The sequence below is a fragment of the Halorussus sp. MSC15.2 genome, assembly GCF_010747475.1.
Classification (GTDB): Archaea; Halobacteriota; Halobacteria; order Halobacteriales; family Haladaptataceae; genus Halorussus.
The window spans coordinates 26,137-52,736 of the sequence record NZ_VSLZ01000010.1; the positions used below are offsets into that span (position 1 = coordinate 26,137).

A 26,600-nucleotide genomic window follows, 5' to 3' on the forward strand; every position below is an offset into this window, starting at 1 on the left:
CCTATGAGTACCAACACTGACGATCACGAGTATAGTGCACGACGAATCCATCAGTCGCTCGGCGGGACGACCGCGTTCTTCCAGGGATACACTATCGGCGAACTCATGCTGTTTGTGGGCGTGGCGTTCGTCACGCTCATCGGTGCAGCACTCGTCCCGGCGACGTTCACGATTCCACTCCTCGGGCTCGGCATCATGGTCAGTCTCCTCCTCGGCTTGCTCCACAAAGTGAAGCCGTCCTACCTCTGGCTGACCGAGTGGCTGGCCGCACGCCTTGGCTGGGCAGTCAAGAACAAAGAGTACACTCACGGCGAAGACAATAGTGAAGTCCGCTACCTAACCCGCGTTGGCCGAGTCTTCCCGCACGCCATTGAGCGGTCGGACGGCGCGCTCGTCGGTGCAATGCGAGTCGAGCCAGCGAACATGGCACTCGAAGACGACGAGGCGTGGGCAAAAGCCGTCGAGTCGCTCTCCGAGTTCGTCAATTCGACCGTCGACTTCCCCGTCAAGTTCTACATCACTAGTCGGGAGGTCGACCAAGACGATGCCGTCCGTGAACACCAGCAACGCCTTGGGGATGTTGACGTTCGTTCCCGGCCCGTGCTCAAACGACTGCTCGAAGAGTACATCACCACTAACACTAACCAGAACGGCGATATCGACTCCGAAAGCACGACCATCCGCGAATACTACATCATCACCGCAGTTCGTGATGCTGACGTTGAGCATCTCAACGAAACCGGGGATAGTGTCCTCGCCTATCTCGCTGATGTCCCTGTCCTGGGACGTGTGTTCGGCCGGTTCCAGTCCGACGGCCTCTCGGAGGCCGAACGCGACCGCCTCAAAGAAGACAAACTGGAATCTCGTCTTGGCCAGATTCGTCGGGGTGGGTCGTCGCTCTACCGCTGTTCGGTGAGTCCGGTCGACGCCTACGACCTCGCTCGCGTGACGAAGGAATTCTGGACGGGACGCACGGAGGAGTACGGCGACATTTCCGACGCAATCGGGACGTTCCCGGTCGTCGCACACGGTCTTAGCGACGACGTGCCATCGACTCCTAACCCGGACACCGTCGTTGACGCGATGGACACCGACGCCGCAGAATCGAATACTGAGACAAACGTCGCCTACGAGGACCGCCTCGATGATACGTCGACAATTCACCAGTCGATTATCGCCCCATCGTCGGTCGACTGGGAGACGACCTACGCTGTCCTCAACGACGAGACGTACGTCCGAACGTTCTGGATCGAGCAGTTCCCGGAGGAACCTGCCAACGGGATGCTGGAGCGTCTCTTGCTAGAAACGGACCTGCAGACGGACATCAGCATCCACCTTGACCCATTCGATACCCAATCGGCCGAGGACATGATGGCCGATTGGATCTCGGATCTGAAGGTCAACCAGCACGACGCGAATAGCCTCAAAGCCGAGGATCTCCAGAAGGACATCGACCGTGGGAAGTTCATGCGGTCGCTGGTCCGCGCGAACAAGGCCTCGTTCTACCGTGGCGGTGTCTTCATCCGACTCTCCGCCGAGAGCAAGCAGGAACTCGACAATCAGACGACGCGCCTCCGCTCGATTGTCAAGGACGCCCCTGCGAACTGTACGCTCAAGGTGGCGAATCGCTGGCAGGAGAAGGGGCTTGCGACGGTGTCGCCGCTCGGCGCGAACGAACTCGGCCGTGACCGAATGTCGACGCTGACCAATCAGCAGTCGGCGCGATGTTCCCATTCTCCTCGAACTACATGATGATGGACGACGGCGTCGAATACGGCTACCACGGCCATAACGGTTCACCGGTCCGCATCAATCCGTGGGACCTCGAAACCGGCCATAGCGAACTCGTCGTCGGAATGCCCGGCGCTGGGAAGACGTTCGGCGACATTATGCGTCACTTGCGGATGATGAAACGCCAGCAGGATACGATGCTGGTCATGATTGACCCGGTCGGCGGGTTCAAAGGAATCGCCGACGCGCTCAACGCGAAGACCATCTCTGTCGGGGGAGACACACAGCTGAATCCACTGGAGATTCGTGAGACATCCCGAGAAGTCCTCGAATCCGACGACAGCATCTCACCGTTGTCTGCGAAGAAAGACGAAGTGTACGCCGTACTTGAAAACTTCCTGACCGCACGCGATATCAACCTCGGAACCGAGACAGGTGTCCTCTCGTACGTCATCGACGAAGCCTACCGGCAGGCTGGTGTCGTCGAGGATGACGTCAGCACTCACACGCCTGAGAACTCGCCGACAATGACGGATGTGCATCGAATTCTTGCGGACATCGCTGAGAACCCGGACGAACACAATATCGCTACGTCCGAGTCTGCCCGCGAGCGCGCCGCCCAGTACGCCGACGAACTCGCTATCGCGTTCCAACCATTCCGTGAAGGAGGTGCGTACGCGAATCTCTCGGAGCGATCAGAGATCGATATCCTCGAAGGTGACAACAAGGTCGTCTACATTGACCTCGGCCAAATCGAAGGAAGCGCGTCGGGAATAGACCGCCAAACGTTCCTGATGCAGTTGCTCCTCTCGACAGTCTACCAGCAAGCGAAGAAGACCGACCGAAACGTCGAACTCGCTATTGATGAGGCGCACTACCTCTTTGAGGATCAGGCGAATCTCGATTTCCTCGAAACCGCGTTCCGTCACCAGCGCCACGCTGGTCTTCGGATGGTGCTGCTCTCACAGACCGCCCAAGAGTTCTACGAGACCGACCAAGCTGAGAAAATCATCGGCATGTGTCCGATCAAGGTCTTCCACAAATTGCCGGACTTAGACGAGGAGACGGCAGACAAGATTGGGCTGACCCGTGAGCAACGGAAGTACGTGCGGAGTGCCGACGCTGGTAAGGAAGACCTCGGATATAGTCAGGCACTCGTCCGCGTCGAGGAACACGGGACGTACCCGTTACACGTCGTGGCCGACGAGTTCGAGAAGCGCGTCATCGACTACGAACCCGACGACCGAGAGTTCATCCAGCAGGCGATTAACGCCGAGCCTGAGGAGTTCGTTACCTTCGAGGGGTTCGTCGAGAACAAGGCCCGCCACAACGCACTCACGAACCGATTCGACCTCCGTGAGGAAGAAGCGACACGCCTCCTCGAAGACGATTTCTCACAGCAAGAAGTCGTGGACGCAGTCGTAACACAGACACTCGGAACAACATCCGAAGCAACTGCTCGGACGGATGGTGGGAGCGCACCGGCAGAGAGCGACCAAACTGAAACAATGACTGAGGAGGATGACCGTGTCTAAGCTCAGCCAGATTCTCTTCGGGTCGCCACAATACGATGCGACACAGCTGCAGATTGACGACCCGTTCGTCCAGCGACCGGAAAGTGCGCCTGGTACTCTACTCCGGATTCGGCCGTTCAAAGAGAATCAAGGTGTCGTCGACGGTGCTGGCCTCCTTCAGTCGGTCCACGACGTGACGACCAACCTTCGGGGAAAGAACACGAGTGACCACCACTCGTTCGAGGTCTGGTTCGACGAGGGCAAAATCAAGTTCTACATGCACGCCGCGACCGAGGCGGCCGCCGACAAGTTCCGCCGCCGCGTCGGCAACAACTACGCCAATAGCGATGTCTTCCCCGTCGAGGACAGTCCCGCGTTCCCCGTAATCAACCCCGAGGAGTATGTCGCTGGGGCGTGGCTGAAGATGGAGAAGATACCCTACTACCCGATTCGCCATTACAACAGCCAAGAGTTCGAGGCCGACCCGTACGGCGAGATTACCAGTGAAATGCTCTCGCTCGACGACAGCAAGGTCGTCACACAAATCATCTTCCGACCAGCGAAGCAGTCGTGGACGAGTGGTGACCGCTTCAAGCACAATAGCGTTGACGACCTCGCCCATGCACTCCGCCAGGGAACCTCGGTCGGATGGCTCAATCCGCGCACCCGGCCAGCGAGTCAGAAGGACAAGCAGGCCGCGAAAACCATCGAACAACAGCGTGGCCAGCAGGCATTCCACGTCAACATCCGTATCCTTGCAGTCTCTTCGGACAAGGAGGAAGCCGAGGCCCGTGCCCACGGAGTCGCTGGGATGTTCAGAAAGTTCTACAATGGCATCACCGAGCAGGGCCTCGATGATACGCCGGTTTGGCATCGGACCGAGGACAAACGAGCGCGGAAACTCCAGGATCACGTCACCCGGATGGCCGATCGGGAGTGGATCGACTGCCGGATGATTATGACCGTCGACGAACTCGCTGGTGTCGCACACATCCCGAACGAGGACATCGAGACGCCGAACATCGACTGGCGACACACCCAGCGCGGCGACCGCATTCCGGCCGATACAGGCAACTACGACCGTCCCACCGACGACGGTCCGTCTACCGATTACAACCCAGAAGACAGAGGAAACAATGGTCTTTGACCGATTCTTCAATAGCAGCGACTCCACAGAACAGACGACCGACGACCAAGCACAGCCTGAGTCATCGACTCCCGATGACGATAATCCAGAGTCCGATTCCTCAGAAGCCCCGCAGTCTCGACTCGGCGAGACGTACAATATTACTGAGCAAAACACGACGTACGTCGGTGACAAACCCGCAATTACCGACACAGCTACCGAGGGCCTTGTTGCAGGCTCGTACATCCGTGAGATGCTCGAGTCGGGTGCCCACACATCGTCTGCCCCGCTCTGGATTGGCTACAACGAAGATCCCCAACGCGGCTTTCGAGAAGCACCGCTTCAGTTCGAGTCGCTCTTCCGGCACATCTGGATCACGGGCACGACGGGCTACGGGAAAACCACCGAGATGGAGAACATGATGGTCCAATGGGCGAACAGCGGCTACGGTTTCGTCTACTTCGACCCGAAAGGCCGTGATTCCCGAGAACTCCTCCGGAAACTTCCCGCAGACCGACTCGACGACGTCGTCTGGATCGAACCCGGTTCGTCCGAGTTCAACAAGACGGTCGGACTCAATTTCCTCGAAGTCCCGGACTGTGACACCGAGGAGGAGCGTGAAAACGAGATCGAGAATCGCATCGAGAATCTGAAGGCGATTTTCGATACCGACGAGTACTGGGGAATCAACATGGAGTCGATTACCGAGTCGATGGGTCGGGCGATGATGCAGTCCGAGAAACCGTTCTCGGTGATCGATATGTACTTCACGCTGTTGAACGCCTCGCGCCGCGAGGAGTTTGCGGCCAACGTCGAGGACCCCTACGTCCGCGAGTTCTGTATCGAAATCGCCCAGATGAACGACGAAACGGTGCGGCCAATCCTAAAACGCATCAAGTCGTGGGTGGAGAACTCGGTCATCCGTCGGATTATCTCCCACCGCGAGAGCACTATCGACTTCCGGGATATCATCGACAACGACCGTATCGTCATCGTCCGTACGCCCGTCGAGAACACGGACATTAAGAAGATGATCACGCTCGGCGTGATGCGGAGTCTCTGGAGCGCGATTCAACAGCGGTCGTACGAGCACGATAGTGACCCCGACCCGTATTTTGTCCTCTGCGACGAGTTTGACGATATTGCGAGCGACAACCTCGATATCGAATCGATGCTCGCTCGCGCCCGCTCGATGCGGTTGTCTGTAACCCTTGCCTCACAGTATCCGTCGCAGTTTGACGAGGAGACGCTCAAGGCGATGCAGAACAACTGCGACAACCTCATCGCCTTCTCGGTGAACGACGTGGACGACGCGCGTCTGTTAATGAAGCGGTTCCGTGACTATACGGCCGAGGACCTCATCTCGACCGACCAGTACAAAGCGTGGACGAAACTCCCACTCGATGGCGGTCGCTACTCCGAGCCAGTCCTGCTCAATTCGTTCCCACCGTATCCACCGCTTCGGTCAACCGAGGCGGTTGATGACATCATCGAGCAGAGTTTAGAGCGGTATGGGACGGAGCCGCTGACTGACGAGGAGATCATGCAGAATCTCATCTACAGCGACGCAAACGAAGCGGCGAGTCCGACACAGATACTGGACAAGACGATGGCGGAAGCGGTTCGTGCAGTCCAGATCCGAGCGGGTGTCCGTGCCGAAAACGGCTGGGTGGACGTCACTACTGTGGACGATGAACTCGCGGTTCGCCTCGAAAATCAGGACGCCGATATCGAGTACGCACCCGAGGACTTGCCCGACGTACGAGACGCCTCTGGACTAATGGAGGTTGAGTTGCAGGACGACGATATCGTGGTCCGTCTCACCGAGGACGGAGAAACGATGGTTGAACCGGAGACGGGGTCCGTTCGATCTGCAGGTGGTGAAACCCACGATGCAGTCCTCGTAGAGACCGAGGCAGCACTCACCGAGCGTGGGTTTAGCGTCGAGATCGTCGAACAAGACGGGAGTGATCAACCCGACGCCGTCGCAACCCACCCGGACCATGACGCCGTATTCAACATCGAGGCCGAGACAACGACACCGGACCGACCGGTGAAGGTTTTGCAGAATCTCAAGCGTGCCCACGAAGCAGACCGAATCCCCATTTTCGTTGTTCGGCCCGGCGATTCTGAGACGAAGTGGGCAAATCGAGTCGAGAATATCCTTTCACCGCCACTTCGTGAGCGCGCAGACGGGACCGAGCAGTTCTACAACTGCGACGAGGTCGTGACGTTCGGCGGTGGCGCGACAGCGCACGGTGGCGTAACTGCTGTTCGGCCACGTACCTCCGACACGAATCGGACTGTTTGGACCCGCAATGGAGATGAGCGTGTCCTCTCCGATGGCGAGACAGAGTTCGTCCGTGTGCCAGATGAAGGGGGACTCTCGAAAGACGCGGTTCCAGCCTACTACAGTCATGACCGAGAAACCGGCCAGTATACCGTCCATAGACCCGGCGAGACGCAAACATATGACTCGAAAGACGAGTTCGAAGCGGAGTGGACGCCAATCAAGCGACCGTTCATCCCGAATGACGAACTGCCGGAGTCAGAGGTACCCCGAGACAGCTACGTCGTCCTGATTCTGCCAGCAGACGACAGTCCGACGGTCTTCCATCAGGGCGAAACCTATGCGCTCCCAGAGAATCCAAGTGCCGAGGAGTTGTGGCCGGACACACCAACTGAAGATTCGAATCAGTCTACCGCTCCTACACAACGTGAGAAGACCTCCTCATCTCCCAAGGAGGTTGATTCTCGGACTTCAGCTGAGTCGATGGACGTTGATCCGAGTGGTGACGGTGTTGAGGCGTTCACGGCAATGTATGTCCGGCGGGTGGACGAGGCCAGAGTTCCACAGGATGAACTGTTTCAAGCGTATTCCGAGTGGACTGACCAGCACGATATCGACGGAACGACCAAAGGGTGGTTCACTCGGAAGCTGCAGAACGTCATTGAATTCGATACTGACCGGTCGAGAGTAGACGGTGAACGTGTCCAGTTCTACGTTGGAATCACTCTGACACAAGAGGGCCAGACACTACTCGAACAATGAAATCAAACAAATACGTGATACAATCAGAGGGTGGCTTAGACAGCACCTTCATTCGACAGAAGTTAGTCGGCGAATTACTGCAGTACAAGCCACAAGACAAGCAGAACCTGGCTTCTTTACCGCCTGTCCACGCAAACTGGACGGCCAAGGACGTTGCATGGACACGACTGTCCACGCAAAATCGCATGACGAGAGCACTGTCCATGCAACCTGCCGTCCAAATACCAACTAATATAGAACGGGTTGCACCCGTTGGGTGGAAGAGCGGACAGTCCACGAGTCAGGAGCCGTTTTATCACTATCATGAGAGAGGGTGTGCGATGTTCCAAGAAATATCTGCAAGGAGAAAGGAAGATGGATTCTGAGTCAGCAGTTGCAGTATCGGCGCTTCCGGATGAGTTGTGTGAGCGTGAGCAGTGGGTGTGCTGGCGGGAGGAAGAACGGGATGGGAAAGCGACGAAGATTCCGGTGACACCGGGGTCGGGCGAGTTCGCGTCCTCGACAGACTCGGAGACGTGGACGGAGTTCGAGACAGCACTCGACTACGTCGAAACGGGGAGCGCTGATGGTATTGGGTTCGTCTTTACCGACGATGATCCGATCGTCGGCGTGGATCTCGACGACTGCCGGGACCCTGAAACCGGAGATGCTGACGACGCGGCGCTGGACATCATCGAGCGCCTCGACTCGTACACGGAGGTGTCGCCGTCCGGCACCGGTTATCACGTGCTTATCAAAGGAGAACTTCCCGATGGTCGGAATCGGCGTGGGAGTTTCGAGCTGTACGATACGGCGCGGTTCTTCCCAGTCACCGGCGACCATGTCGAGGAGACACCGACGCGTGTTGCACGCCGCCAGGACGCGCTCGCAGCGATCCATCGTGAGTACGTCCAAGATACCGGCGACGACTCGGAGACCGAGCCTGACCGCCGTGGAAGCACTGACGAAGGGTCCGCGACGGACGGATCAGACAACGTCGACGTTGACCTTGAGGACGAGGAGTTACTCGAGAAGGCGATGAACGCGTCGAATGGCGCGAAGTTCGAGCGACTCTGGAAGGGGAACACGGGTGGATATGAGAGCCAGTCGGAGGCTGATATGGCGATCTGTAATCTGCTTGCGTTCTGGACTGGTGGCGACCAAACGCGGATGGACGATTTGTTCCGCCAGTCAGGGTTGTTTCGTGAAAAGTGGGACGAGGTCCACTATGCCGACGGCTCAACGTACGGCGAGAAGACGATTGAGCGAGCGGTTGGGAACACCTCCGAGTTCTACGACCCCGAACCGAGGGACGAATCGACTTCGGATTCTACCTCAGCCGGGAACCCATCCGCTGACGCCAGCCATGACGAATCAGAGCGTAGTCAGGCGTATCTCGCCGAGAAGAATCGGCTGTTGGCCGAGCGTGTCGAAGAGCTTGAGACGATCCTCGAATGGAAGAATGACCGCATTGACGAACTTGAAACAGAAATTGCGCGGTTAGAAGCAGCAGTTGAGGATTGTGAACAGGAAGTAGACGAGCTTCGTGAACGGCAGGGTGACGGTGTGGGTGGCGAAGACGCGGAATCGGAATCAGCAACCGTTTTGGAACGGACGAAGCAATGGTTCGGAAGTAATCCAGATTGAGGGAGTTTTTGCTCTTGCAATTCGGACTACATCAATATTCACGTAGAGATAGACTACTCCTTCGACTCAAGAGGGACTACGAGAAGGGTATGCCAGTTAGGGTCGTTTTCAATTAGTCTCTGGCAGTAGATTGGATAGAGATGAAGCAATTTTCTCTCTATTTATACCGTTAAAAATATTTAGAAAATTAAATGTTTGTCTGGCAAAAAGACGGAAATGGACATGATAGAGAAATCCGACATCGCCGACTGGCTCGCAGACAACCCGAAGATGATGGGCGTCCTCTGGACGCTAATGATTGTGGTGACCGAAACAGGAAGTCTCATCGACTCAACCTCGGTGGGAACGGCGGGCCCATAACCGTTTGATCAGGCACTTCACTCCTTCAGCGACCATTCATCGTGAACCAATTCACCGTCGATGACAACCGGATTAGGCGCACAAATCCCCTCTCGGAACTCCTCCACTGTCAGTTCCTTCTGCGAACAACTGCCGCCCGCAATCCGGGACTGGTCGAACCCATCGAATAGCGGCCGCACTGTCGAACCGATGCCGAAGGCCCGCGTCGGATACGCCACTGGCTCAACCAGGACCGTTTCGGAACTTCCTGTTGCGGTATTCACACGGTACAGGACCGGCGGCCCGCTCCCTGCTTCGACTACCGTCACACCTGGGTCGCCAAGTACGACGTACTGCCGTCCCAGCGACGTATACTGACGGATTAACTCAAGGACTGTCCCGACGGTGAATCCGCTATGCAACAGTTGGGCTAGAACCTCTCCGACCTCCACTGCCCCGTCGTTCCACAGATCACTCAGACTCACAACAGCGGCCGAGGCACCTGCTTCCACCAGCATCCGCCCTTGGTCGTGGGACCGACAGCCGTTTAGGAGAATAGTCGACGCATTCATGTGTTCAACGTCCGCCGCATCAACAACTCCATCAGGACAGGCGAACCCCTCGCCGTCGATGTGGCCTATGAAGTGGAGAACGTCCATATCCTTCGAGAGGAGTTCTCGCAGTTCCTCTGTCGTGGTGCCGAACCGGCAATCAACCTGGACCTGAAGATACTCCCGGCTCCCGTAGATGTCGGTTACAGTCTCCCACTCGTCTCGCATCCGGTCGTCATTACAGACGACGGCGACTTCTACCACGCCGTCGGAGGTGGCGGCATCCTCAGTTTCGAACGCCTCCGGGAGCAGTTTCGTTCCGCGGAGCGCGTCCGCTCTCCGACCCACGCCCGTTCCACCGTCTCGCCGTCCGGTAGCGGTACGTACCCGTCCCTTCCGGGAACGCCTTCCGTCGACAGTAGTTCGTCACCGCTCCGAGTCAGATTCTTCGACCGGGTGAAGTCATTCGGCCCGGCACTCGCCTCCATGTCCGGACTTCGGGCGAAGGCGTCAAGGGCTTCCATCCCGCTCTTCTCGATAGCCGAGGGCGTCCACTCGCCACCTCGGTCTGCAATCTTGACTAGCGATAGATCGTTGACGACGTACGGCAGCAGCTCGACCATGTCGGCGTCCGGCCGGGCGTGTGTCACCCGGTGCCACGTCGGCCGTATCTGTTCGACCATGCGGTCTGGCACCGCCAGATACGTTTCCAAGCGGTCCGCTCGGTCGGCATCGTACAACGTCTTCAAATTGAGGTCCGTCGCCTCCTTGACCACCGTCCGTTCGTACAGTTTGAACGGGTAGTCGCCTTCCGTCCGGACGACACAGTCTAGTGTGAGGATGCGCTGGAGTAACTCCGCCACTTCGTCCGCGAACGTATCGACACCAGTTCCAAATCGCATAAGCACCGTCTCACCGACCGACAACGTGGGACAGTCGTCAGTAGGCTGGAGATCTGCGGCAAGGTAGTACGCCAGCGGTGCGGCCGCGAAGATGTACGGGTACTCTGCTGGGATAGCAAGTTCAACATCGGTATCTGGTCGGTTGATTGCGTCGGGGATGTCCAACTCCGAACCGAGTTCGATGCGTGGTGGATGTCCGCGAAGTGTTGGCCACGACCGCTCCGGCGAGGTCGTCTTTAGTCCGGACGATAGGTGAGAAACCGTTTCCATCACCGCGCTAGGGTCGTCGGGAACCGTGATTGTTGCAGCGGGCTGGCTGTGGTACGACCGGGCTCCCACTGTCACCTGTATAGCGTCATCGAACTGTATATCGAGCCCCGAATCAGTCTTCTGAGTGATTTCAAATGCTGCAGTAACTCGCAGGTACAACTTGACTGGTGCTTGCAAGTCAAGAACGTACTCATCGTGTGGAAACTGTCGAGCGATGTCCGTGTTGACCGTGGCAACATGGCCTCCGTTAGCTGACCGAATATGGACAGCAACCGGATACGGGATATGTAGCCGGTCGGTCGTGATGCGGCAGGCCGAATCTATCGGGTACGCGAGGCGGTCGGCGTCGAGGTCAGTTGGGGACACCGGCGTGTCTGTCAAGAGTGAAACGCGGCGATTCTCGACGGGATCAATGACTGCCAGCCCGGCCGTCTGGGTCAATGGCTGAAAGTTGGGTTCCATGTTGAGGTAGGTGGACGACGGCAAGTCACAGCGGGAGCCAATCCATCGTCAAGCCGGTACTCGGGACGTGCCACCGCTGTTCGGCTTCGTAGCCGTTCGGTTCCGGATCGACTGACCGAAGCTCAATAACGGCATCGAACTCGCTGGAGAGTTCCTGTACGAGATTGTGGTCGTATGGCTTCATCAGGATATAGTGAGCCATCGCGTCGTGTTGGGTAACGGTAGTGCTGGTGGTTTGGAGAAACTGTTTGACGACCGAGATAGGGTAGTGGTCGATAAGCGGGGTGAGTGAGTCAAGGCCGACTCGGATTTCCGACGGGCGAATCGGGTTGTTTTCCCATGCAGTCGTTTCGATGGTTTCGATCAGGTTGGACTGGAGGCCCTGTAACTGCGGGTCGGCAATCTGGACTTCTGTGACGCCAGTCAGTGCAGGCTCGGTGTTCAGGTTGGTGGCGGCCGTTACCGACCGTGGTGGTCCAGCATGGTTAAGCACGGTCGTGGTGTCGCTGATCGGCCGTGGTGCAGCAGTCGGGTCCGGTAGGCGGTCAACGATGCTTTCGGGTGGGGCGTCCGTTACCGCGAAAATCCGTTGACGGAGGGCGTCGTCGTCTCCGAATAAGTATTCGCTACAACGGGTGAACACGCTCCGGGCAGGGTCGCCGACGACGAGGAGATTGCAGCCGCCGACCTTTAGCTGTTGGAGCAGGGTCAGGAATTGCTGGAAGTCCTCGTCCGCCGGGTAATCGGACTGCGTGTCATCCCCGCCCCGGAGGGCTTCTGGGAAGTTGTCTCCAATCATTACTCGGTTTTCAACCCAAAATGATATGCTCAAAGACATAAGTTTGTCTAACTCTATATTTGATTGTATTATACATCCAAGTACGAAAACCGGACCAAGCAGGCTATCAAACCCTCCCGACCAAACTTCGCCAGACACGTACTACTTACCTTACAAAGTGGGAAGGTGCTCAAGCTACGTATTTATACCAAGAAACTCTACAGACACCCTTCATCTTCGACAGCCTTGAGGCTGAAAGATTCGTGTTACGAACGTAGGAGGTCGAAGAGAAAACAGTTGGAGCGAACCCAGTAGCCGGTTATTCAATAGTGAGCGATACTGCCCACGCTAGCACTGCGATACTAAGCGACCCAGCCGTCACCAGCAGTAGGTCAACAAACATGGAAGGGGACTTCGGAACGCCGGGGATGATTCCGGCGAAGTGACGGCGTCTGCATGTGAGATACCCTCCTCATCTGCCGTGGTCTCGACATACATGCCGAAGTGGTCGAGCACAGACTGCTCGCTCGTACTCAGGGGCCTCCATGAACTCGATATTACCCGATATATTGAATGCCACTAAATAGACCATCGAGATCGGAGCGAACCTTCGGTTTGGACTTGCGGCCTCGACAGTCAGTAGAAAAATTGCGTCGCTGGCTGTCAACCAACGAATACTGTATGGTGAGTGTCTACGAGGTCAGGCTCAGGTGTGGGATACCCAATGGGGAATTTGGGGAGAAATAGGGTATCCCACGCCCCAATTGGTTCTGGTCGCACGATATAAACGTGCGGTATTGGGACTGCAATGTTCCCCGAGTTAGGCCCCGCAACGGCAGACGAGTCCGGCAAGCCCGATTCTTAACCAACACTCGGTATCACTCGGGAGCGTCTGTTGGTTAATATAGAGACTCCTCAAAGCAGTAGCGACACTATCCTCGAACGCCCCCGGATGCTCGCGGTCGGCTCTGCAAGATATCTGTGCCTCTCAGCACCACTCAGCCCAGATAGTCGCTCGCAGAGCGACCACGCCCTTCGGACGCGAGCACCCGGTCCCGTTCACTCCCACCCAGCCACCAATCCCGGCCGTTTCTGCTCTCTGTCCGATATGTGCGCAACGGCCGTCTACTCACCCGTCTTCGAACACCCATTCAAAACGAAGGATTTGCCGTATTTTTGTGCGCCCGACAGGGGTGCGGGCGCACACAATTGGCCCGCTGATTCCACATGGGATGTCGCGCACTCATCGCCTACGAACGTTCAGACGCATCGTACACCCTCCACTACTCGCACAACGGAGCCTTCAACTACCGGCTGAAACACCAACTCACATCGGAGACGCCCTTCGGTGGCGACCAACCATCGCAGTGGGCCCAGGACCACTTCGATGTCCTACGGTCTCAATCGGACATGACCGCAGACTCGTATCGTGTGGATAGACAGTCGCGGACGCCAGTCAACCCGGGCCCGATTACCGTGGGTGTCTCGCTGGAGGAGATTTGCTCGGAGTACCTCGACTTCCTCCATCACGAAGCGTTCTACGCGATCTCAGAGGCATTCGAGGTGACGGCGTACCGAACGCGCTGGCTTGGCCTCGAGTACGACTGCGAGACTGTCGAGTCCTCAGAGACGACGGGCAACGGCGTCATCCAATCCGTGACCTGGAGCGACGGTGAGCCCCTTCACGAGGAGTACAGTCACGGCCAATTTCAAGCCCTCAAAGACGTGGTTGGTGATCGAATCGACGACGGTGAACTCACGTCTAGGGAAGCACGGACATACATAATCAAGAAACTTCGAGACTGGAGTTGTGACGAAACGGAGGTCCTCGTTCTCTGCGAATGAGGTGGCCGTAACGGGGCGTGCGGTGGGTTTTCTTGCGCCTGCAGGGGTGCAGGCGCGGCCCACAAGGTCGCGTCACACCAATGACTGGGAATACTCGACGTTCGTTTGGCGGAAGTCGTATCGACGCAGCTGAACGTGACCTGGAACGCTGGTTACTCCTACAAGTACAAGCAGGCGTCCCCGAGCTGGTGTTGGTCGGCATCCTTCGAGACTACGCCGACGTGATCGAGCACCGCGGCGTCATCCCTCGTTCATGGGGTGAGGTATCGCTTGAGCGCTTACAACCGACGGGGAGGTCGCCATGCCGATAACCGTCTCTCGACTCCTACACCGCCTACTCCCGAAGCAGAACGAACAAACGACCATCTACGAATGTCGCTACTGTGGGACGACCGTGAACTCCATAACTGACTCATGTCCCTACTGTGGCCCAACTGACGTTGTCGAATACGAACTCCCCTGAACGAGACGGGCGTTTCGCTATAGCTGCTCTCTTTTTATTGGCGGCCACCACCCCGCCCACCTCCACGTTCCGGGACTGAATTGTGGCCTCACAACACAAGTAAGTTGCAGACGGACGTTCCCACGCTATAGACTAAACCGCTCGCCGTCCTCAGGAACGTGTACATCCTCTGTCTCTGCCCGCAATTCGTCGCGCGACAGCAAGCAATGGTTGATCGTCTCCATATGGACGACCACTATCTCAGCATCAGTGGCCTCGCGGACAGCGTTGATATCCTCGACGCCCATCGTGATGGGTTCGCCCTGATCGAACTGTGCTTCGCCGCCGTTGAGAACGACCAGATCGGGTTCGTACTGGTCGAGTGTCTCTTCGACCGGCTCGTACCAGATCGTGTCCCCGGCGACATACACTATCTCGTTTTCCTCGAAGACGAAGCCCGAAACCGGGCCCATTCCCTCGGCGAGTTCGCCGTGCCCGTGCTGGCCCGGCGTCCGGTGGATAGTGACACCCTCGAAGGAGGTTTCATCGTCGACGGGGTGAACGTCAGTGAAGCCCTCGTCAGTGAAGGCGTCGGACTCCTCGGGTTGACAGAACAGCGGCACGTCGGCAGTGAGTTCCTCCCTGGCCGCTTCGTCCCAGTGGTCGGGGTGACGATGCGTGACAACCACAGCGTCGTAGGTGAGGTCAACGTCAGGCAGCGGAATAAGCGGATTCCGGTCCTGATTCGCCGTGGTGAGGAACTCCGGAACTGCCGGGTTGTCTGTCACCGTCGGCATCTCGCCCTGCGGCGTGAACATCGGATCCACAAGAAACGTCGTGTCACCGATATCCAGGAGGATAGTCGCGTTGCGAATCAACTGAACACTAGCACCAGTCGTTGCCATATCCGGGCCTACGAGATCCTCCGGGGTGGGATTTACTTCGACATATTCCAACCGTCGAGGAGTTCGACGTACTGTCTACTGGATGAACTCGATGTCCTCGGGATCGAGATCCACGTCTAGGTCAACATCGAGCGAATCGGCAGCGAACTGTTGCGCCAGCCACGCTTCGGCCCGATTAAGACGGTACTGGAACGTCGACCGTGACACTCCGACGTCTTCAGCGATTTCCGTAACCGATTGCTGCCGTGGCTCTTCGTAGTATCCACGTTTGATTGCAACCTCAAGTGCTGACTTCTGTTCGGGCGTGAGAGTTTGCTGGACGCGACCGTCTTCGAGCAAGCACGGCGGCGTGCCGAGTCGTTCAACAGTAAGCGACAGTCCCTTTCGCAGGTTCGCTTGGACTTCCTCGTGAATCTCTGATACTGTCCCGTCGATAAGCATCCGCCACCGGTATTGGTCGCCACGCCGTTCCGTGCGCATTATCAATCCCTCTCCGATGTGCTTCGCCGCGACCAAGGGAATCGACCGTGGACCATCACCCTCTCGGCGAAGCCAGTGAATCTTCCGTGATTCCGCATTAGACGAGAGGATCGTGTATTCGTATTCAGTCACGGGTGCCCCGCACATTCCGGTTGTGCCCGGAGTATCAGCGACGCGTTCCAGCGCGTCGTCGAACTCGTCGAGGACAGCAGCGGGGCCGACGACCTTCTCAATACCCCACACTGCCTCGCTAGTCGTATTGATCTCCATTGACCGGGCATACAGATCCGGATTGTCGATGAAGAGATCCATCACCCCATCAGCCCCCTTCTCGTATTCGACTGTGAAGACGAACTCCCGCATGATACCGTCCGTTCGGGCTTGCTGGATAAAACCTGCTTGACGCAACCCGCGAATCATCTAGTGACGACAGCCGTCATCAGTTGCCGTTTTAGCTGACGATGTTGAGAGTTATCTACTCCACGGGACGGACTGTGTCGCCATCTCGATGGATCCGGTCGAACGTTAAGAGATACGCGAGTCGGTCGTGAACCTCGTCGGTATCCAACTCCAGTTCCGCGGCCAGTTCGTCGACAGTCATCGAATCGTTGAGTGCCTGGAGGACTTCAATCCCCCGGTAGTACCTATTCGTGAGCTCTCGGACACGGGCTTCGATCGGCGTGGTCACCCCGTACCGCTCCTCGAGTTCGACCAGAGTCTCGTTCGCGAACGTTGCGAACTGATCGTCACTTAGGCGTTCGATCTGGGCTTCGAGTTCATCCCGGACGATGCCGTAATCGAGGCTGGCCTGCACGAGCATATTCATATCCTCGATGTCGTCGTCGCGGCCCGCGATTAGTTTGAACAGGAAGATATCCTCAGTGCTGACCAGTCGGACCGTCAGTCGATCCGTGTCGAGGAACGGCTCGCTGCGCTCTTGCATACCATCGGTGAGCACGAGCTTGTTCGCGACTTGCTGGTTGAAGATGTCGAGGCGACACCCATCGTTGTTCTCGACGCAGCTCGTCGCTTGCGGAACCTCCTACCATGCAGCACTGTACGGAGCGTCACTACTTCGCGAGCGAAACATCCCCACTCACGCCTTCCTCGCAAGCGAGTACGCGACCTCGCCACCGCCATTTGCAGACGACAGTCTTGTCGTTGGCGTGACCCAGAGCGGGGAGACTGCAGATACATTGAGTGCGCTCCGTACGGCTCAAAATCGAGGTGACGTTCAGACGCTGGCCGTGACCAACGTCGTAGGGTCAACCGCAGCTCGGGAATGTAACGATGTTCTCTACATTCGTGCAGGACCTGAGATCGGGGTCGCGGCCACAAAGACGTTCTCCTCGCAAGTGCTGGCGCTCAACTTGCTCGCGTTAACGCTCTCGCCGAATCCGTCGGCAAACCATTCCCCGCAGGGACTTCTCACAGAACTCCGTGACCTCCCCCGGAAGGTCCAGATGATTCTTGATTCTTCTCAGGCGGAGTATGTCGCCAATCAGATGTTTAACGCAGACGCGTACTTCTTCATTGGCCGGGATTATCACTACCCCGTTGCCCTTGAAGGTGCTCTCAAGTTCAAGGAAATCACCTACGAGCATGCGGAAGGCTTTGCAAGTGGGAGCTTAAGCACGGACCGCTCGCACTTGTCACCGAACAGACCCCAGTATTTACGACGGTCACTGGCACCGGTGACAGGACCCAAAAGACCATTGGGAACGTGAAGGAAGTTGAGGCTCGTGGGGCACCTGTGGTCGCCGTCACGGATGGGCAATCCGATGTGAGAAGATATGCCGACCATGTCCTTGAAATCCCCAAAACGCATCCTCGACTCTCCCCAATTTTAGCGAATATCCAACTTCAGTTGGTTGCCTATCATTCGGCAAATAAGCTCGGACGATCTATCGATAAGCCAAGACACCTCGCTAAAAGTGTCACCGTTGAATAGCGGTTCTGAGACCCACTATTCTGGGCTGTACATCGATAAAAGTCCATTCACTGAGTCAAACGCCAGCGACTTCTATACGACGCTTCCGTAGGGTGCCATCCAACTGTCATTCACTGTCCGATGGACGACGCGCTACCCGCCAGCCTTCAGCATCTCCTTCGTATCAAGTAAGAATTATGAATGCTGAATGGGGAGATTCATACAATGGCCCGGTATCCGCGAACGGTTCGCGACGCTGCAATGAAGTGCATCTCTTGTAACGCCCCGGTTACGCAGACGATCGATAATCGCTATGTCTGTGTTGGTTGTGGTCAAACTCCGCTAACAGAGAAATCATCGACCGATAAAACAGACAATCAGGCGGACTAACCTTCAAGGAACTCCGCCCGGCAAATGGTACGTTTCCGACGGTCGCTCGAACGAGCGTCGAGAAGTGGCGACCGGGCTTCCGCCACGACGCCGAGCAGGTGCTTCGCGTCGATGTGACGACCGTCGAGGAGGTGTCGCAACTCGCACAGTAGGTCCACGAGTGGGGCGACCCCGGCGAGTATCGGTGCTTCAACGTAGACTTCTCGCGAGAGTTCCGGTACTGTCTCGAACAGGGGTGTTCGCCCACGCCCGAACATGAGGTCTCGACGGTCGCTATCGAAGGGCGAGCGCACGAGTTCGGCGATGGCGAGGTACCCGCGTTGACGGTCGGCGGCGAGCAGGTCGGTCGCCGGACCGTGCGCTTCCGCGCGTCGAGGAGATTGTCGGCCGCGAGGACCCGGACGTGTTGGTCGTGGATTCGGCGGCGTTGCTGGCCGAGTTACATTCGCTGGCCGACCGGTTGGGTTACGACCTCCAACTCGGACGGCGGCCGGGCTTCCAGCAACTCGCTCGGGAATCGACGTACACCAGCTACGGACAGGTTGGCCACTCTCCCGCCCGATACAACGTGCCCGGCCGCGTCGTAATCAACCGGTCGAACACGCTCTTCTACGACGAGACGAACATCGCCGGGTGCATCGACCTCGTTCGACGGTCGGGCAAACCGCTTCAGGAACTCTCGTGGGCGTCCATCGGGAACGTCCTGACCGCGGTTCAGATACGCAAGGCGCTGTCCCGCGACGTGCTGGTCCCGTGGCAGGCGTGGCGACCCAAGCAGTTCAAGACGATGCGTCAGTTGAACGACGCCGACCGCGGCGGCTTTACGTTCGCCCCTGACGTGGGCGTTCACGAGGAGGTCCACGAACTCGATTTCTCGTCGCTCTACCCGAACATCATCTGCGAGTACAACGTCTCGCCCGAGAAGACACGGTCTTGCGAGCAACAGTAGAAGTTCTCATTCTTGAGTCCTCCAGGATGTCCGCTGTGTAAACGGGCGACAAGGCCGGTTGAGTAGACCCTTCGTTACGGCCCGTCCGCTCGCCGCGTGCCAGCCGCCGCGTCGCTCGCGACCGACCATTCCGGGCGGTCTGCCTGCAGTAGCGGGCGGACTGCCGGGCTAAAGTGAATCTGGTCTCGACGCCAGCGGGTATCCGCCGGGGGTTGCGCGCCGTCGGTGCTCACCCCGCGACGCATACTCCGCTGGACGCTCGCGGCGGCCGGGTCGGCGCGCGGCGCTGGCTGATTCACTGTCATGGGTGCGCTCTCGCTCGCGCCCAAGGGGGCGCGCGAAGGCGCGAGCGAGAGCGCAGATGAGTCTGTTGGTTGTGGTTGTCGAGGAAATCCGCGATGTAAGGGCATCGCGGTGTCGGGCGCGTGAGCGCCTTCAGGTCCGTGAAGACCAATGTCTAGTAACAACGCAAGCGGCAAGGTCGTTTCGGTCGATGAACAGGCACTCAAACAGGCGGACGAAGCAGAAGTCGATGCGGATGGCTTCGAGGTCGTCGAGGAGACACCCAAACTCAGGGCGACGGTTGAGCAGGAAACCCAAGCGAAGGTGGATGCGAACCATCCGGACGGAATCAAGGAGACGAACAAAGAACGAATTCAGGGTGCGACCCTCGAACAGGAAGAGCGCATTCGGGCGCAGGAAGCAGAACTGGAGCGCATCAGCGTCAGAGCTAAAGTCAGTAAGCAGGATGGCCGGGCGAAGCGAGCACGAGACATCGCGGCAGAGCGGAGCAAAGAGCGACGTCGAGAGTTCCAGAGGCGGGCGGCGAGCGTAGACCCAATGGCAGACCCGGAGCGTCCAGACGCACGCGAAGAGTTATCCCAAGACGAGCTAGCGAGCGTGAACAAGCAGACGAAGCGATTGAGCGAGAAGCTGGATGGGTGGACGAAAGCGGCGATCAGTCGGCGACTGGCCGAGCGCGTGGTCGAAGGGGCAAGCCTGATGAGTGCGGTCGTCGGCGTTCACGAAGAGTTGCAGACAGCGCCGGGACAGGTGATTCCGATTGGGGAACTTGAGGACGTGAATCGCAAGGAGGTGAGCATCTCCGGGCGTGTCGACACATTGTGGGAGCCCTCACATCCAAGTATCGCGCAAGTTGGCCTCATTGAAGACGAAAGCGGGCGAACTCGGGTCACAGTCTGGGAGAACTCGAATGCGCCGTGGATGGAGGAAGGCGAGCAGGTGTGCATCCGCGGAGCGGCCCGGAACTGGTACGAGGGACGTGTCTCACTCGCCGTGACCGGGTGGAGCACCATCCTGTTCCCTGAGCGCGGTCGCTGGTGGGAATAGCCCGAGCACGCCCCCTTTTTGCTGTGTGCCGGACCAGACCCAGACCCCGCCGCCCCACCCTCCGCTCCGTGCTCGCTTCGCTGCGCGCGCAGCCACAACCTTGCTGAGTGACTCCGTTGAGGTCCTTTGTATCTTACAGATAGAAGGATACAATTGTTTCCATCCTTCTGTCTTTTGTCCACTATAGATGGTAGAATCGTACCTGTCTGAGTGAGATTAGGTATTCTCAGACACCCTCTAATTCCCGACGAAAACCCTTGGGACGTATCCTAGTCGTCTAGGTCGCCGACGCGCTCGTAGAGGTTACGCTTGATGAGCAGTTCGACGCTGTCGTCCTCTACGAAAAACTCGACAGTGGTTCGTTTCCCACTTCGTTTTGCGACCCGGAAGGTGTAGTCATGTGGATCAATTGAAGCCGGCATCAGTCGCATCGACTCTGCTCCCATCGGGCTGCTGTACTCGATTTCGAGGAATTCGTCGGTCCGGGAGACGGTTGCTTCTTGGAGCCCGCCGTAGGCTGCGTACTCGCCTGTGACACGACGCTCCTTTTGCTCGATTGCCCGTTTCGGCAACATCGCCTCTGGTTCTGTTTCGGTTATCTCTGCCAGCAGCTCAATTGCCAGCAATTCCGGCCTGATGTCCGGCTCTGCGTTACAGCCCAGCGCGATGCCGAGCCTCCGGTCTTTGAGGAACCCCAGATACCCCCCAGAGACCCCGGTCCCGCCGCCGTGACCGATTAGCACGTCGTCTCCGAATGAACGGGTCATCCAGCCGTAGCCGTAGCCGATTTCCGTTCCGTCGAGAAACGTCCTGAACGCTTCGTCTGGTTCGACCATCTCAGTAGCGAGATTGTTGTCGACCGGGATGTCCCGTTCGTTCCACGCGGCGATGAACTTCGCCAAGTCCGTCATCGGAGCCTGCAACCCGCCGGGCCCTTCGAACAGCGGGTCGTCCGGGAGACCGACGCTGTGCATCTTGTCGTCTTTTTCGTAGTATGGCGTCATGGTATCATGCATGTCGTCGTTGAGGACGCCCACGTCGAACGTTGACCGATCCATCCCCAAAGGCTCCAGAAGGGTTGTTTCGACGTACTCGGCAAACGGGGTGTCGGTGACTGCCTCGACAAGCCGTGACAACACAATGTATCCACTGTTGTAGTACAGACACCGGTCCCCGTCGAGTCGGCGGCGTTCGACCGAGCCGTCGACGTACTCCCGGAACTCCTCCCAGCCGTCCAGCGAGTCGTCGAACTCGTCACCGAGAATCGTGTCCATCAGCGTGATTGTGGCGACGTCGTCGGACGGCATCCCGGAAGTGTGCAAGAGGAGTTCGCGCACCCGGATCGGCTCCCCGGGAGCGTCCTCGAAGTACGGAACATACGAGGACACGGCGTCATCCAGTGAGATTTTGCCGTCGTCAACTAGCGTCATCACGGCCGTCGCCGTGATTGGTTTCGTCGACGAGCCGATCCCGTACAGCGTGTCCTGGCTCGCTGATTTTTCCGGGTCGAGCTGCCGTTTGCCGAACCCGTCCGCAAACACGGTTTCTGTCCCATCGACGACTGCAACGCTGATTCCTGGGCAATTCTGCTCTGTGAGAAGTTCTTCTGCTTTTTGTTCGAGCCGTTCGATATCAGTTGTCGCCGCCTCCTTAGCGACCATACATGATTCAAACCACCTGACGTAATAATTGCATGTAGCAGCTAGTTACTATATAGAATATTATATTTGTGTGGGGTATAGTCATCGAGACAGAATGTCAGCGGACCAGCCACTCAATGAGGGAGTTGAACTCCTGAGTCACGAGGTTCGCGCGGAAATTTTGCTGGCTCTCGCCAAGCGGATGCGGGAACAACCGCGTAATGAGACGCTCCAGTTCGCAGAGTTACGCGACCAGGTCGGGCACAACGACCCAGGAAACTTCAACTACCACCTCAAACGACTGTTGGGTACTCTCGTGGAGAAAACAGACGAGGGGTACCGGCTTTCGGATGTGGGCCACCACTTCGTCGCGGTGCTTCGCTCCGGTCGTTTCGATGCTGGCAGGCGACGGGAGTTCCCCGAAATCGAGACCTCGTGTCCGGTATGTGGCGCACCGTCGACGGTCACCTATGAGGATGGATTGCTCCGGACGGCCTGTGGGAACGACCACACCTGGATGTTGAACGTTGGCCCTGAGCTTCTCGATTCGCATTCGGTAATCGACGCACTCAACGTCGCAACTCGCCGGACGCTATGGGAAGCCAAATCGACAATGGACGGAGTCTGCCCGTACTGTGAAGGGCAGACCTCCGAGACGGAGACCCGGTTTCCGGGGGACCCTGTCTCCGTTTTGTATGAATGGATATGTAAAAAATGCGGTGTCTTCCTCCAGAATATCGCTGGTGGCTGTGTCATTTTTCATCCAGCAGTCGTTGGATTTTGTTACCAGCATGGCGTCGACGTGTTCCAGCATACCTGGGAGATACTCGTCGAGAACGTCGGAACTGCAACGGTATGCTCCGAGGACCCGCTCCGTGTTCAGGTCGGCGTCTCCCTGGAAGGAGAGCGACTGGAACTCACGCTGGACGACTCGGCAGCGGTCGTCAATATCGCAAATGACGGTACATAGCCCCTGGCAACAGAGTGACGGAGGCAGCAAGGTTCTTGCGATGGCGGGGGCCACGCGTAGCAATATCAGGAAGGATAGAGATCGACGAGGAGACCGCGATGCGCGTCGCACATCATGCGCTCGCTGTCGAAACACCGATCTGGATGATCGGTGATTCGGTGTTCGATATGCTGAACTGGCACGACGTTCTGCTGGAGGAGAACGTAGTGCCGGTCGCTTCATACAATCCGAGAAACACCGACGAGCCACTCGATATCGAGTACAGGGCCGAAGACCAAATCAAGGACCACTTCGAGAAGATCCGGGTTCACAGACGCAGCCTGAGGAAACTTACGCTGACAGAGCTCAGATTGAGAACACGATTAACGTCTGCAAGGGCGGTGGTCTCGGACGATTCTTCGCCCGAGGCCGCGCTATGATAAAAGCGCTTGTGCTCTTATCGCGGTGTCTTCGAGTCGTCGTTGCGATCACGAACTATGAACAAGGAGCTGATCCCAGTAGCCCCAACCTGGGTTATAAAACCAATTATATCCTACACCCTTCAGCGAAGCAAGTCTACACCGTTAGTACGTCACAGACTTAACCAACAAATTCGGTGAGGTAAGTGGTTTTGTTGGTTAACAGCGAAGAGGATACTCCATGAGAATCCCGCTAAAACCCCTGGAGCGTGAAGTACGTCATGGAGTCACCCTCTAACAGCGAAGTCATTCTGAGGCGTCTTTATTGTACGAAAGGAGTAGTGAACATCGCAAGTCCGTAGCGTTCTCTATTAGACGAGTAACTGCGTACTCAGATTCGATGAAACCGAACGAATCGACCGCAGGGTAGTTTATCTGCCCCACAAGGGGTGAGGGCGTCGTCGAGTTGGCGAGGTTCTTGATAACCGTGATATCTATGTCGAATAGAGCCATCTACGAGCGAGCGTTCGACGAAGATGTACAGACCGAGACGAACAACTGCCCCGAGTGCAACGGTCGAGTCACTACCAATGCGGTCGAAACCACCTGCGAAGACTGTGGGCTCGTCATCGACGAGCAGCGCATCGACCATGGGCCGGAATGGCGGTCGTTCGAAGCTGACGAGCGTGAACGAACAGGTGCGCCACTAACGGCCACTCGTCACGACCGCGGCCTCTCGACCGAAATCGGGCGTGGGACCGACGCGAACGGAAATCAGCTCTCCGGGCGAAAGCGCCGACAACTCGGTCGACTCCGCCGGGAACAGTCCCGTGGACGATTCCAGTCGAAAGCCGAGCGCAATCTCGCGCATGGCCTCAGTGAAGTCCGTCGCATCAGTAGCGCGCTCGACCTCGGCGAGACGATTCGTGACCAAGCATGTCGGCTCTTCCGGAGCGCCCAGAATGAAGACCTGCTTCGGGGCCGGTCAATCGAAGCGATGGCGGCGGCAAGCGTCCACGGAACGTGTCGGTGCAACGGCCTCTCGCGGACACTCGAGGAGATCACCGAGCCAGCGCGCGTTGAGCAGGCCCGAGTGAGGACTGCGTATCAGACACTGAATACAGAACTCGGCCTTCCAGCCCAACCCGTGAGGCCGAGTGGATTCATTCCCCAGCTAGCCTCCGAACTCGACATCCCCGACCGAATTAGGAATCGTGCCCGGAAGTTAGCAGAACAGGCAGAATCAGCAGGTGCCGTTTCAGGCGTCGATCCGACAGGATTCGCCGCCGCGTGCTTGTACAAAGCAGGCTGTGACGCAGGCCGATTGATGGTCCAATCAGACGTCGCACGGGCCGCGAATGTCTCGACAGTGACCATCCGCACTCACCGAGACACATTGAACGAACTCGCTATGTAAATGCGCGTGTTCCCCTAATTTGCGGGCCTCAATAGGTTGACCAGGGGTTATCGTTTAAATACGAAGACGAGGCAGTACTACATTACTTGATGACTCAGGGGGACTCGGACCACCAAGAACTTCGGCCACTCGGCGAAGCAACGCATATTCCCGACGACAAACTCTCCAATAGTAGCGTCGAGGATTCTAGCCAACAGCGACTAGATGCAGTCGCTACAAGTTATCCAAACGAGACGACAGCAACGAAGAGCGAGTGTTCCTCCTGTGGAGCATCTATTCCTGCGGGGCGGACAAAGTGCAGGTTCTGTCTGGTGAACCACCTCGATAGCTCCGAGGAGGAACAGTCGAGGTCCGATACTGACTGGACACTGCTTCACGTTGTTCATTTCGTCGTGGGAGCATCGACGTTCGACAGCGCCATCGCGAAGGGTACTGCGGCGGCGGGCCTCCTCGTGAAGGCCGACAGAGACTCCGCGGTCGACGACTGTCGGCTGATCTACGAGTTCGACGAGGAGCCTGCACCACAGCTTACCGACAAGTGGCCTTCGCTCCCTGAGGCAGTACGGATTACGTCCGACTCGGGCAGACAGCTAGTCGAAACTGGCCGTGAACTGACGGAGTGGCAGGACACGACGCAGTCGCATCACGACGGCGAACACGCGACGTTCCTCTACGACGAAGGTGGACGTGGCGTTCACGACGAAAATCATCTTATGACACTTCTTGAGGACACAGACGACGTGTGGCTAGTGCCCGCAATTGCACTCCAGCAATCTATCGAGGAGACCAGGACTGACAGCCAGCAACGCGGGCGACCGAACAGGAGACAATTGGAGTGTCGTGAGTGCGACCGTGATACGAGGCACCGATTCCTCGACTTCGAGACTGTCCCCGACGATGAGTGGAGTGGCCAGCCAATGTGGGAGTGCAACGTCTGCAGTACGCCCCGATACGGGCCAGAACCCAAAGCAGACCAGTAGACGGATATCACTTTTAACCAACAGACGAGCGCGTATTTTGGCGTTTGTTGGTTAACAAAGGACTGGTTCTCTCGGTTAGTCGATTAACTGCCAAGCGTGGCTCTGTTGAAAAACCCAGTATATGATAATATACCACATACGGAGGGTAATGCACCAAATGGTCGTCCTTTGGTTCTACGTCTCAGCAGTTACAAGTGCTAATAGACCGAGAGTGTGAATGTGACGGCTATGTACTGAGCGCAAGTCGAAAGCCCCACGAGTGGCGTTGTTCGCTTTCCATATCTCTGGATCGCGAAGTCCCACTCACTCTCAAACCGATACATTCCGGTTGGAAGATACTCCTCTTTGTTTGGGCCGTTCAATATCGAATACGTGTTTGAGACTTCGCCTCCAAGAGGAATGGTGACCACGCGTTGAGAAAGTAGAGGAACATACCGCTCCTTCAACCGCCAACAATCGACATATAGAGTTACTGGAATCAGACCAACGTACTGACGAGGAACGGACTCATCACTCGTATTATCTAGAATAACGTAAAGAGTGTTTCCTCGGA

Annotated in this window: 17 protein-coding genes and 4 pseudogenes; 14 read left to right on the plus strand and 7 right to left on the minus strand. The window is 57.3% G+C overall.

Annotation, left to right across the window (positions count from 1 at the left end):
- Window positions 1-3: 3 nt before the first annotated feature.
- The 5 genes and pseudogenes from FXF75_RS23585 to FXF75_RS22270 all read left to right on the plus strand — a co-directional run bounded on the left by FXF75_RS23585 (window position 4) and on the right by FXF75_RS22270 (window position 9,409).
- A pseudogene (locus FXF75_RS23585) lies at window positions 4-3,266 on the plus strand (TraM recognition domain-containing protein).
- Entirely contained in the window at window positions 3,259-4,392 is a 1,134-nt protein-coding gene (locus FXF75_RS21155) for a hypothetical protein (RefSeq protein WP_205427988.1), read from the plus strand. Before FXF75_RS23585 ends, FXF75_RS21155 begins: the two are co-directional and overlap by 8 nt.
- Window positions 4,382-7,423: a type IV secretion system DNA-binding domain-containing protein gene (locus tag FXF75_RS21160; protein ID WP_163524054.1), complete on the plus strand. Its 3,042-nt coding sequence runs from the start codon at window positions 4,382-4,384 to the stop codon at window positions 7,421-7,423. The genes FXF75_RS21155 and FXF75_RS21160 overlap by 11 nt, the downstream gene beginning before the upstream one ends.
- Before the next feature lie 354 nt (window positions 7,424-7,777).
- Complete coding sequence (locus tag FXF75_RS21165; RefSeq protein WP_163524055.1) at window positions 7,778-9,049, plus strand: hypothetical protein; 1,272 nt, start codon at window positions 7,778-7,780, stop codon at window positions 9,047-9,049.
- Window positions 9,050-9,271: 222 nt separating this feature from the next.
- Window positions 9,272-9,409, plus strand: a complete 138-nt coding sequence (locus tag FXF75_RS22270) for a hypothetical protein (RefSeq protein WP_205428002.1) — start codon at window positions 9,272-9,274, stop codon at window positions 9,407-9,409.
- Between the two features lie 17 nt (window positions 9,410-9,426).
- Here FXF75_RS22270 and FXF75_RS21170 read toward each other — a convergent pair whose 3' ends face one another.
- Genes FXF75_RS21170 through FXF75_RS21180 form a run of 3 tightly spaced genes read right to left on the minus strand, consistent with a single transcriptional unit; the run spans window position 9,427 to window position 12,372 of the window.
- Entirely contained in the window at window positions 9,427-10,203 is a 777-nt protein-coding gene (locus tag FXF75_RS21170) for a hypothetical protein (RefSeq protein WP_163524056.1), read from the minus strand.
- A complete protein-coding gene (locus FXF75_RS21175; protein ID WP_163524057.1) occupies window positions 10,197-11,552 on the minus strand; it encodes a hypothetical protein in 1,356 nt (451 codons plus the stop codon). Before FXF75_RS21175 ends, FXF75_RS21170 begins: the two co-directional genes overlap by 7 nt.
- Before the next feature lie 46 nt (window positions 11,553-11,598).
- Window positions 11,599-12,372, minus strand: a complete 774-nt coding sequence (locus FXF75_RS21180; RefSeq protein WP_163524058.1) for a hypothetical protein — start codon at window positions 12,370-12,372, stop codon at window positions 11,599-11,601.
- A gap of 1,206 nt (window positions 12,373-13,578) precedes the next feature.
- Here FXF75_RS21180 and FXF75_RS21185 point away from each other — a divergent pair.
- On the plus strand, window positions 13,579-14,196 hold the full coding sequence (locus FXF75_RS21185) for a DUF6735 family protein (RefSeq protein WP_163524059.1): 618 nt from the start codon (window positions 13,579-13,581) through the stop codon (window positions 14,194-14,196).
- Window positions 14,197-14,276: 80 nt separating this feature from the next.
- On the plus strand, window positions 14,277-14,507 hold the full coding sequence (locus FXF75_RS23590; RefSeq protein ID WP_375335561.1) for a hypothetical protein: 231 nt from the start codon (window positions 14,277-14,279) through the stop codon (window positions 14,505-14,507).
- Between the two features lie 277 nt (window positions 14,508-14,784).
- Here FXF75_RS23590 and FXF75_RS21190 read toward each other — a convergent pair whose 3' ends face one another.
- The 3 genes and pseudogenes from FXF75_RS21190 to FXF75_RS21200 all read right to left on the minus strand — a co-directional run.
- Window positions 14,785-15,543, minus strand: coding sequence for an MBL fold metallo-hydrolase (locus FXF75_RS21190; RefSeq protein ID WP_163524060.1), 759 nt, complete (start codon window positions 15,541-15,543; stop codon window positions 14,785-14,787).
- Window positions 15,544-15,618: 75 nt separating this feature from the next.
- Window positions 15,619-16,386 carry a helix-turn-helix domain-containing protein gene (locus tag FXF75_RS21195; protein WP_163524061.1) on the minus strand — a complete coding sequence of 256 codons (768 nt, stop codon included), beginning with the start codon at window positions 16,384-16,386 and terminating at the stop codon, window positions 15,619-15,621.
- A gap of 112 nt (window positions 16,387-16,498) precedes the next feature.
- A pseudogene (locus tag FXF75_RS21200) lies at window positions 16,499-17,053 on the minus strand (DUF6036 family nucleotidyltransferase); the annotation flags it as partial.
- Here FXF75_RS21200 and FXF75_RS21205 point away from each other — a divergent pair.
- The 3 genes and pseudogenes from FXF75_RS21205 to FXF75_RS21215 all read left to right on the plus strand — a co-directional run.
- Window positions 17,043-17,974: pseudogene (locus tag FXF75_RS21205) on the plus strand (SIS domain-containing protein); the annotation flags it as partial. The pseudogenes FXF75_RS21200 and FXF75_RS21205 overlap by 11 nt on opposite strands.
- 772 nt (window positions 17,975-18,746) lie before the next feature.
- Entirely contained in the window at window positions 18,747-19,292 is a 546-nt protein-coding gene (locus FXF75_RS22950) for a DNA polymerase domain-containing protein (RefSeq protein WP_309221884.1), read from the plus strand.
- Between the two features lie 453 nt (window positions 19,293-19,745).
- The gene (locus tag FXF75_RS21215; protein ID WP_163524062.1) at window positions 19,746-20,642 is read left to right on the plus strand and encodes a DNA-binding protein; all 897 of its coding nucleotides are present in this window, start codon (window positions 19,746-19,748) and stop codon (window positions 20,640-20,642) included.
- Between the two features lie 269 nt (window positions 20,643-20,911).
- Here FXF75_RS21215 and FXF75_RS21220 read toward each other — a convergent pair whose 3' ends face one another.
- A complete protein-coding gene (locus tag FXF75_RS21220; RefSeq protein ID WP_163524063.1) occupies window positions 20,912-22,303 on the minus strand; it encodes a serine hydrolase in 1,392 nt (463 codons plus the stop codon).
- Window positions 22,304-22,397: 94 nt separating this feature from the next.
- Here FXF75_RS21220 and FXF75_RS21225 point away from each other — a divergent pair, with 94 nt between their 5' ends.
- The 4 genes and pseudogenes from FXF75_RS21225 to FXF75_RS21240 all read left to right on the plus strand — a co-directional run bounded on the left by FXF75_RS21225 (window position 22,398) and on the right by FXF75_RS21240 (window position 26,047).
- Entirely contained in the window at window positions 22,398-23,252 is an 855-nt protein-coding gene (locus FXF75_RS21225; protein ID WP_163524064.1) for a winged helix-turn-helix domain-containing protein, read from the plus strand.
- A 77-nt stretch (window positions 23,253-23,329) separates the two neighbouring features.
- Window positions 23,330-23,748: pseudogene (locus tag FXF75_RS21230) on the plus strand (transposase); the annotation flags it as partial.
- Between the two features lie 398 nt (window positions 23,749-24,146).
- Window positions 24,147-25,067, plus strand: a complete 921-nt coding sequence (locus FXF75_RS21235) for a transcription initiation factor IIB family protein (RefSeq protein WP_163524066.1) — start codon at window positions 24,147-24,149, stop codon at window positions 25,065-25,067.
- A gap of 311 nt (window positions 25,068-25,378) precedes the next feature.
- Complete coding sequence (locus FXF75_RS21240; RefSeq protein ID WP_205428004.1) at window positions 25,379-26,047, plus strand: hypothetical protein; 669 nt, start codon at window positions 25,379-25,381, stop codon at window positions 26,045-26,047.
- The last annotated feature ends 553 nt before the right edge of the window (window positions 26,048-26,600 follow it).

Excerpts from the sequence above, each read along its gene's own strand:
- FXF75_RS21190 (WP_163524060.1), bottom strand. The coding sequence starts at position 15,543 with ATGGCAACGACTGGTGCTAGTGTTCAGTTGATTCGCAACGCGACTATC.
- FXF75_RS21180 (WP_163524058.1), bottom strand. The coding sequence starts at position 12,372 with ATGATTGGAGACAACTTCCCAGAAGCCCTCCGGGGCGGGGATGACACG.
- FXF75_RS23590 (WP_375335561.1), top strand. The coding sequence starts at position 14,277 with ATGACTGGGAATACTCGACGTTCGTTTGGCGGAAGTCGTATCGACGCA.
- FXF75_RS21225 (WP_163524064.1), top strand. The coding sequence starts at position 22,398 with ATGTCAGCGGACCAGCCACTCAATGAGGGAGTTGAACTCCTGAGTCAC.
- FXF75_RS21160 (WP_163524054.1), top strand. The coding sequence starts at position 4,382 with ATGGTCTTTGACCGATTCTTCAATAGCAGCGACTCCACAGAACAGACG.
- FXF75_RS21235 (WP_163524066.1), top strand. The coding sequence starts at position 24,147 with ATGTCGAATAGAGCCATCTACGAGCGAGCGTTCGACGAAGATGTACAG.
- FXF75_RS22270 (WP_205428002.1), top strand. The coding sequence starts at position 9,272 with ATGATAGAGAAATCCGACATCGCCGACTGGCTCGCAGACAACCCGAAG.
- FXF75_RS21185 (WP_163524059.1), top strand. The coding sequence starts at position 13,579 with ATGGGATGTCGCGCACTCATCGCCTACGAACGTTCAGACGCATCGTAC.
- FXF75_RS21215 (WP_163524062.1), top strand. The coding sequence starts at position 19,746 with ATGTCTAGTAACAACGCAAGCGGCAAGGTCGTTTCGGTCGATGAACAG.
- FXF75_RS21220 (WP_163524063.1), bottom strand. The coding sequence starts at position 22,303 with ATGGTCGCTAAGGAGGCGGCGACAACTGATATCGAACGGCTCGAACAA.
- FXF75_RS21165 (WP_163524055.1), top strand. The coding sequence starts at position 7,778 with ATGGATTCTGAGTCAGCAGTTGCAGTATCGGCGCTTCCGGATGAGTTG.
- FXF75_RS21195 (WP_163524061.1), bottom strand. The coding sequence starts at position 16,386 with ATGCGGGAGTTCGTCTTCACAGTCGAATACGAGAAGGGGGCTGATGGG.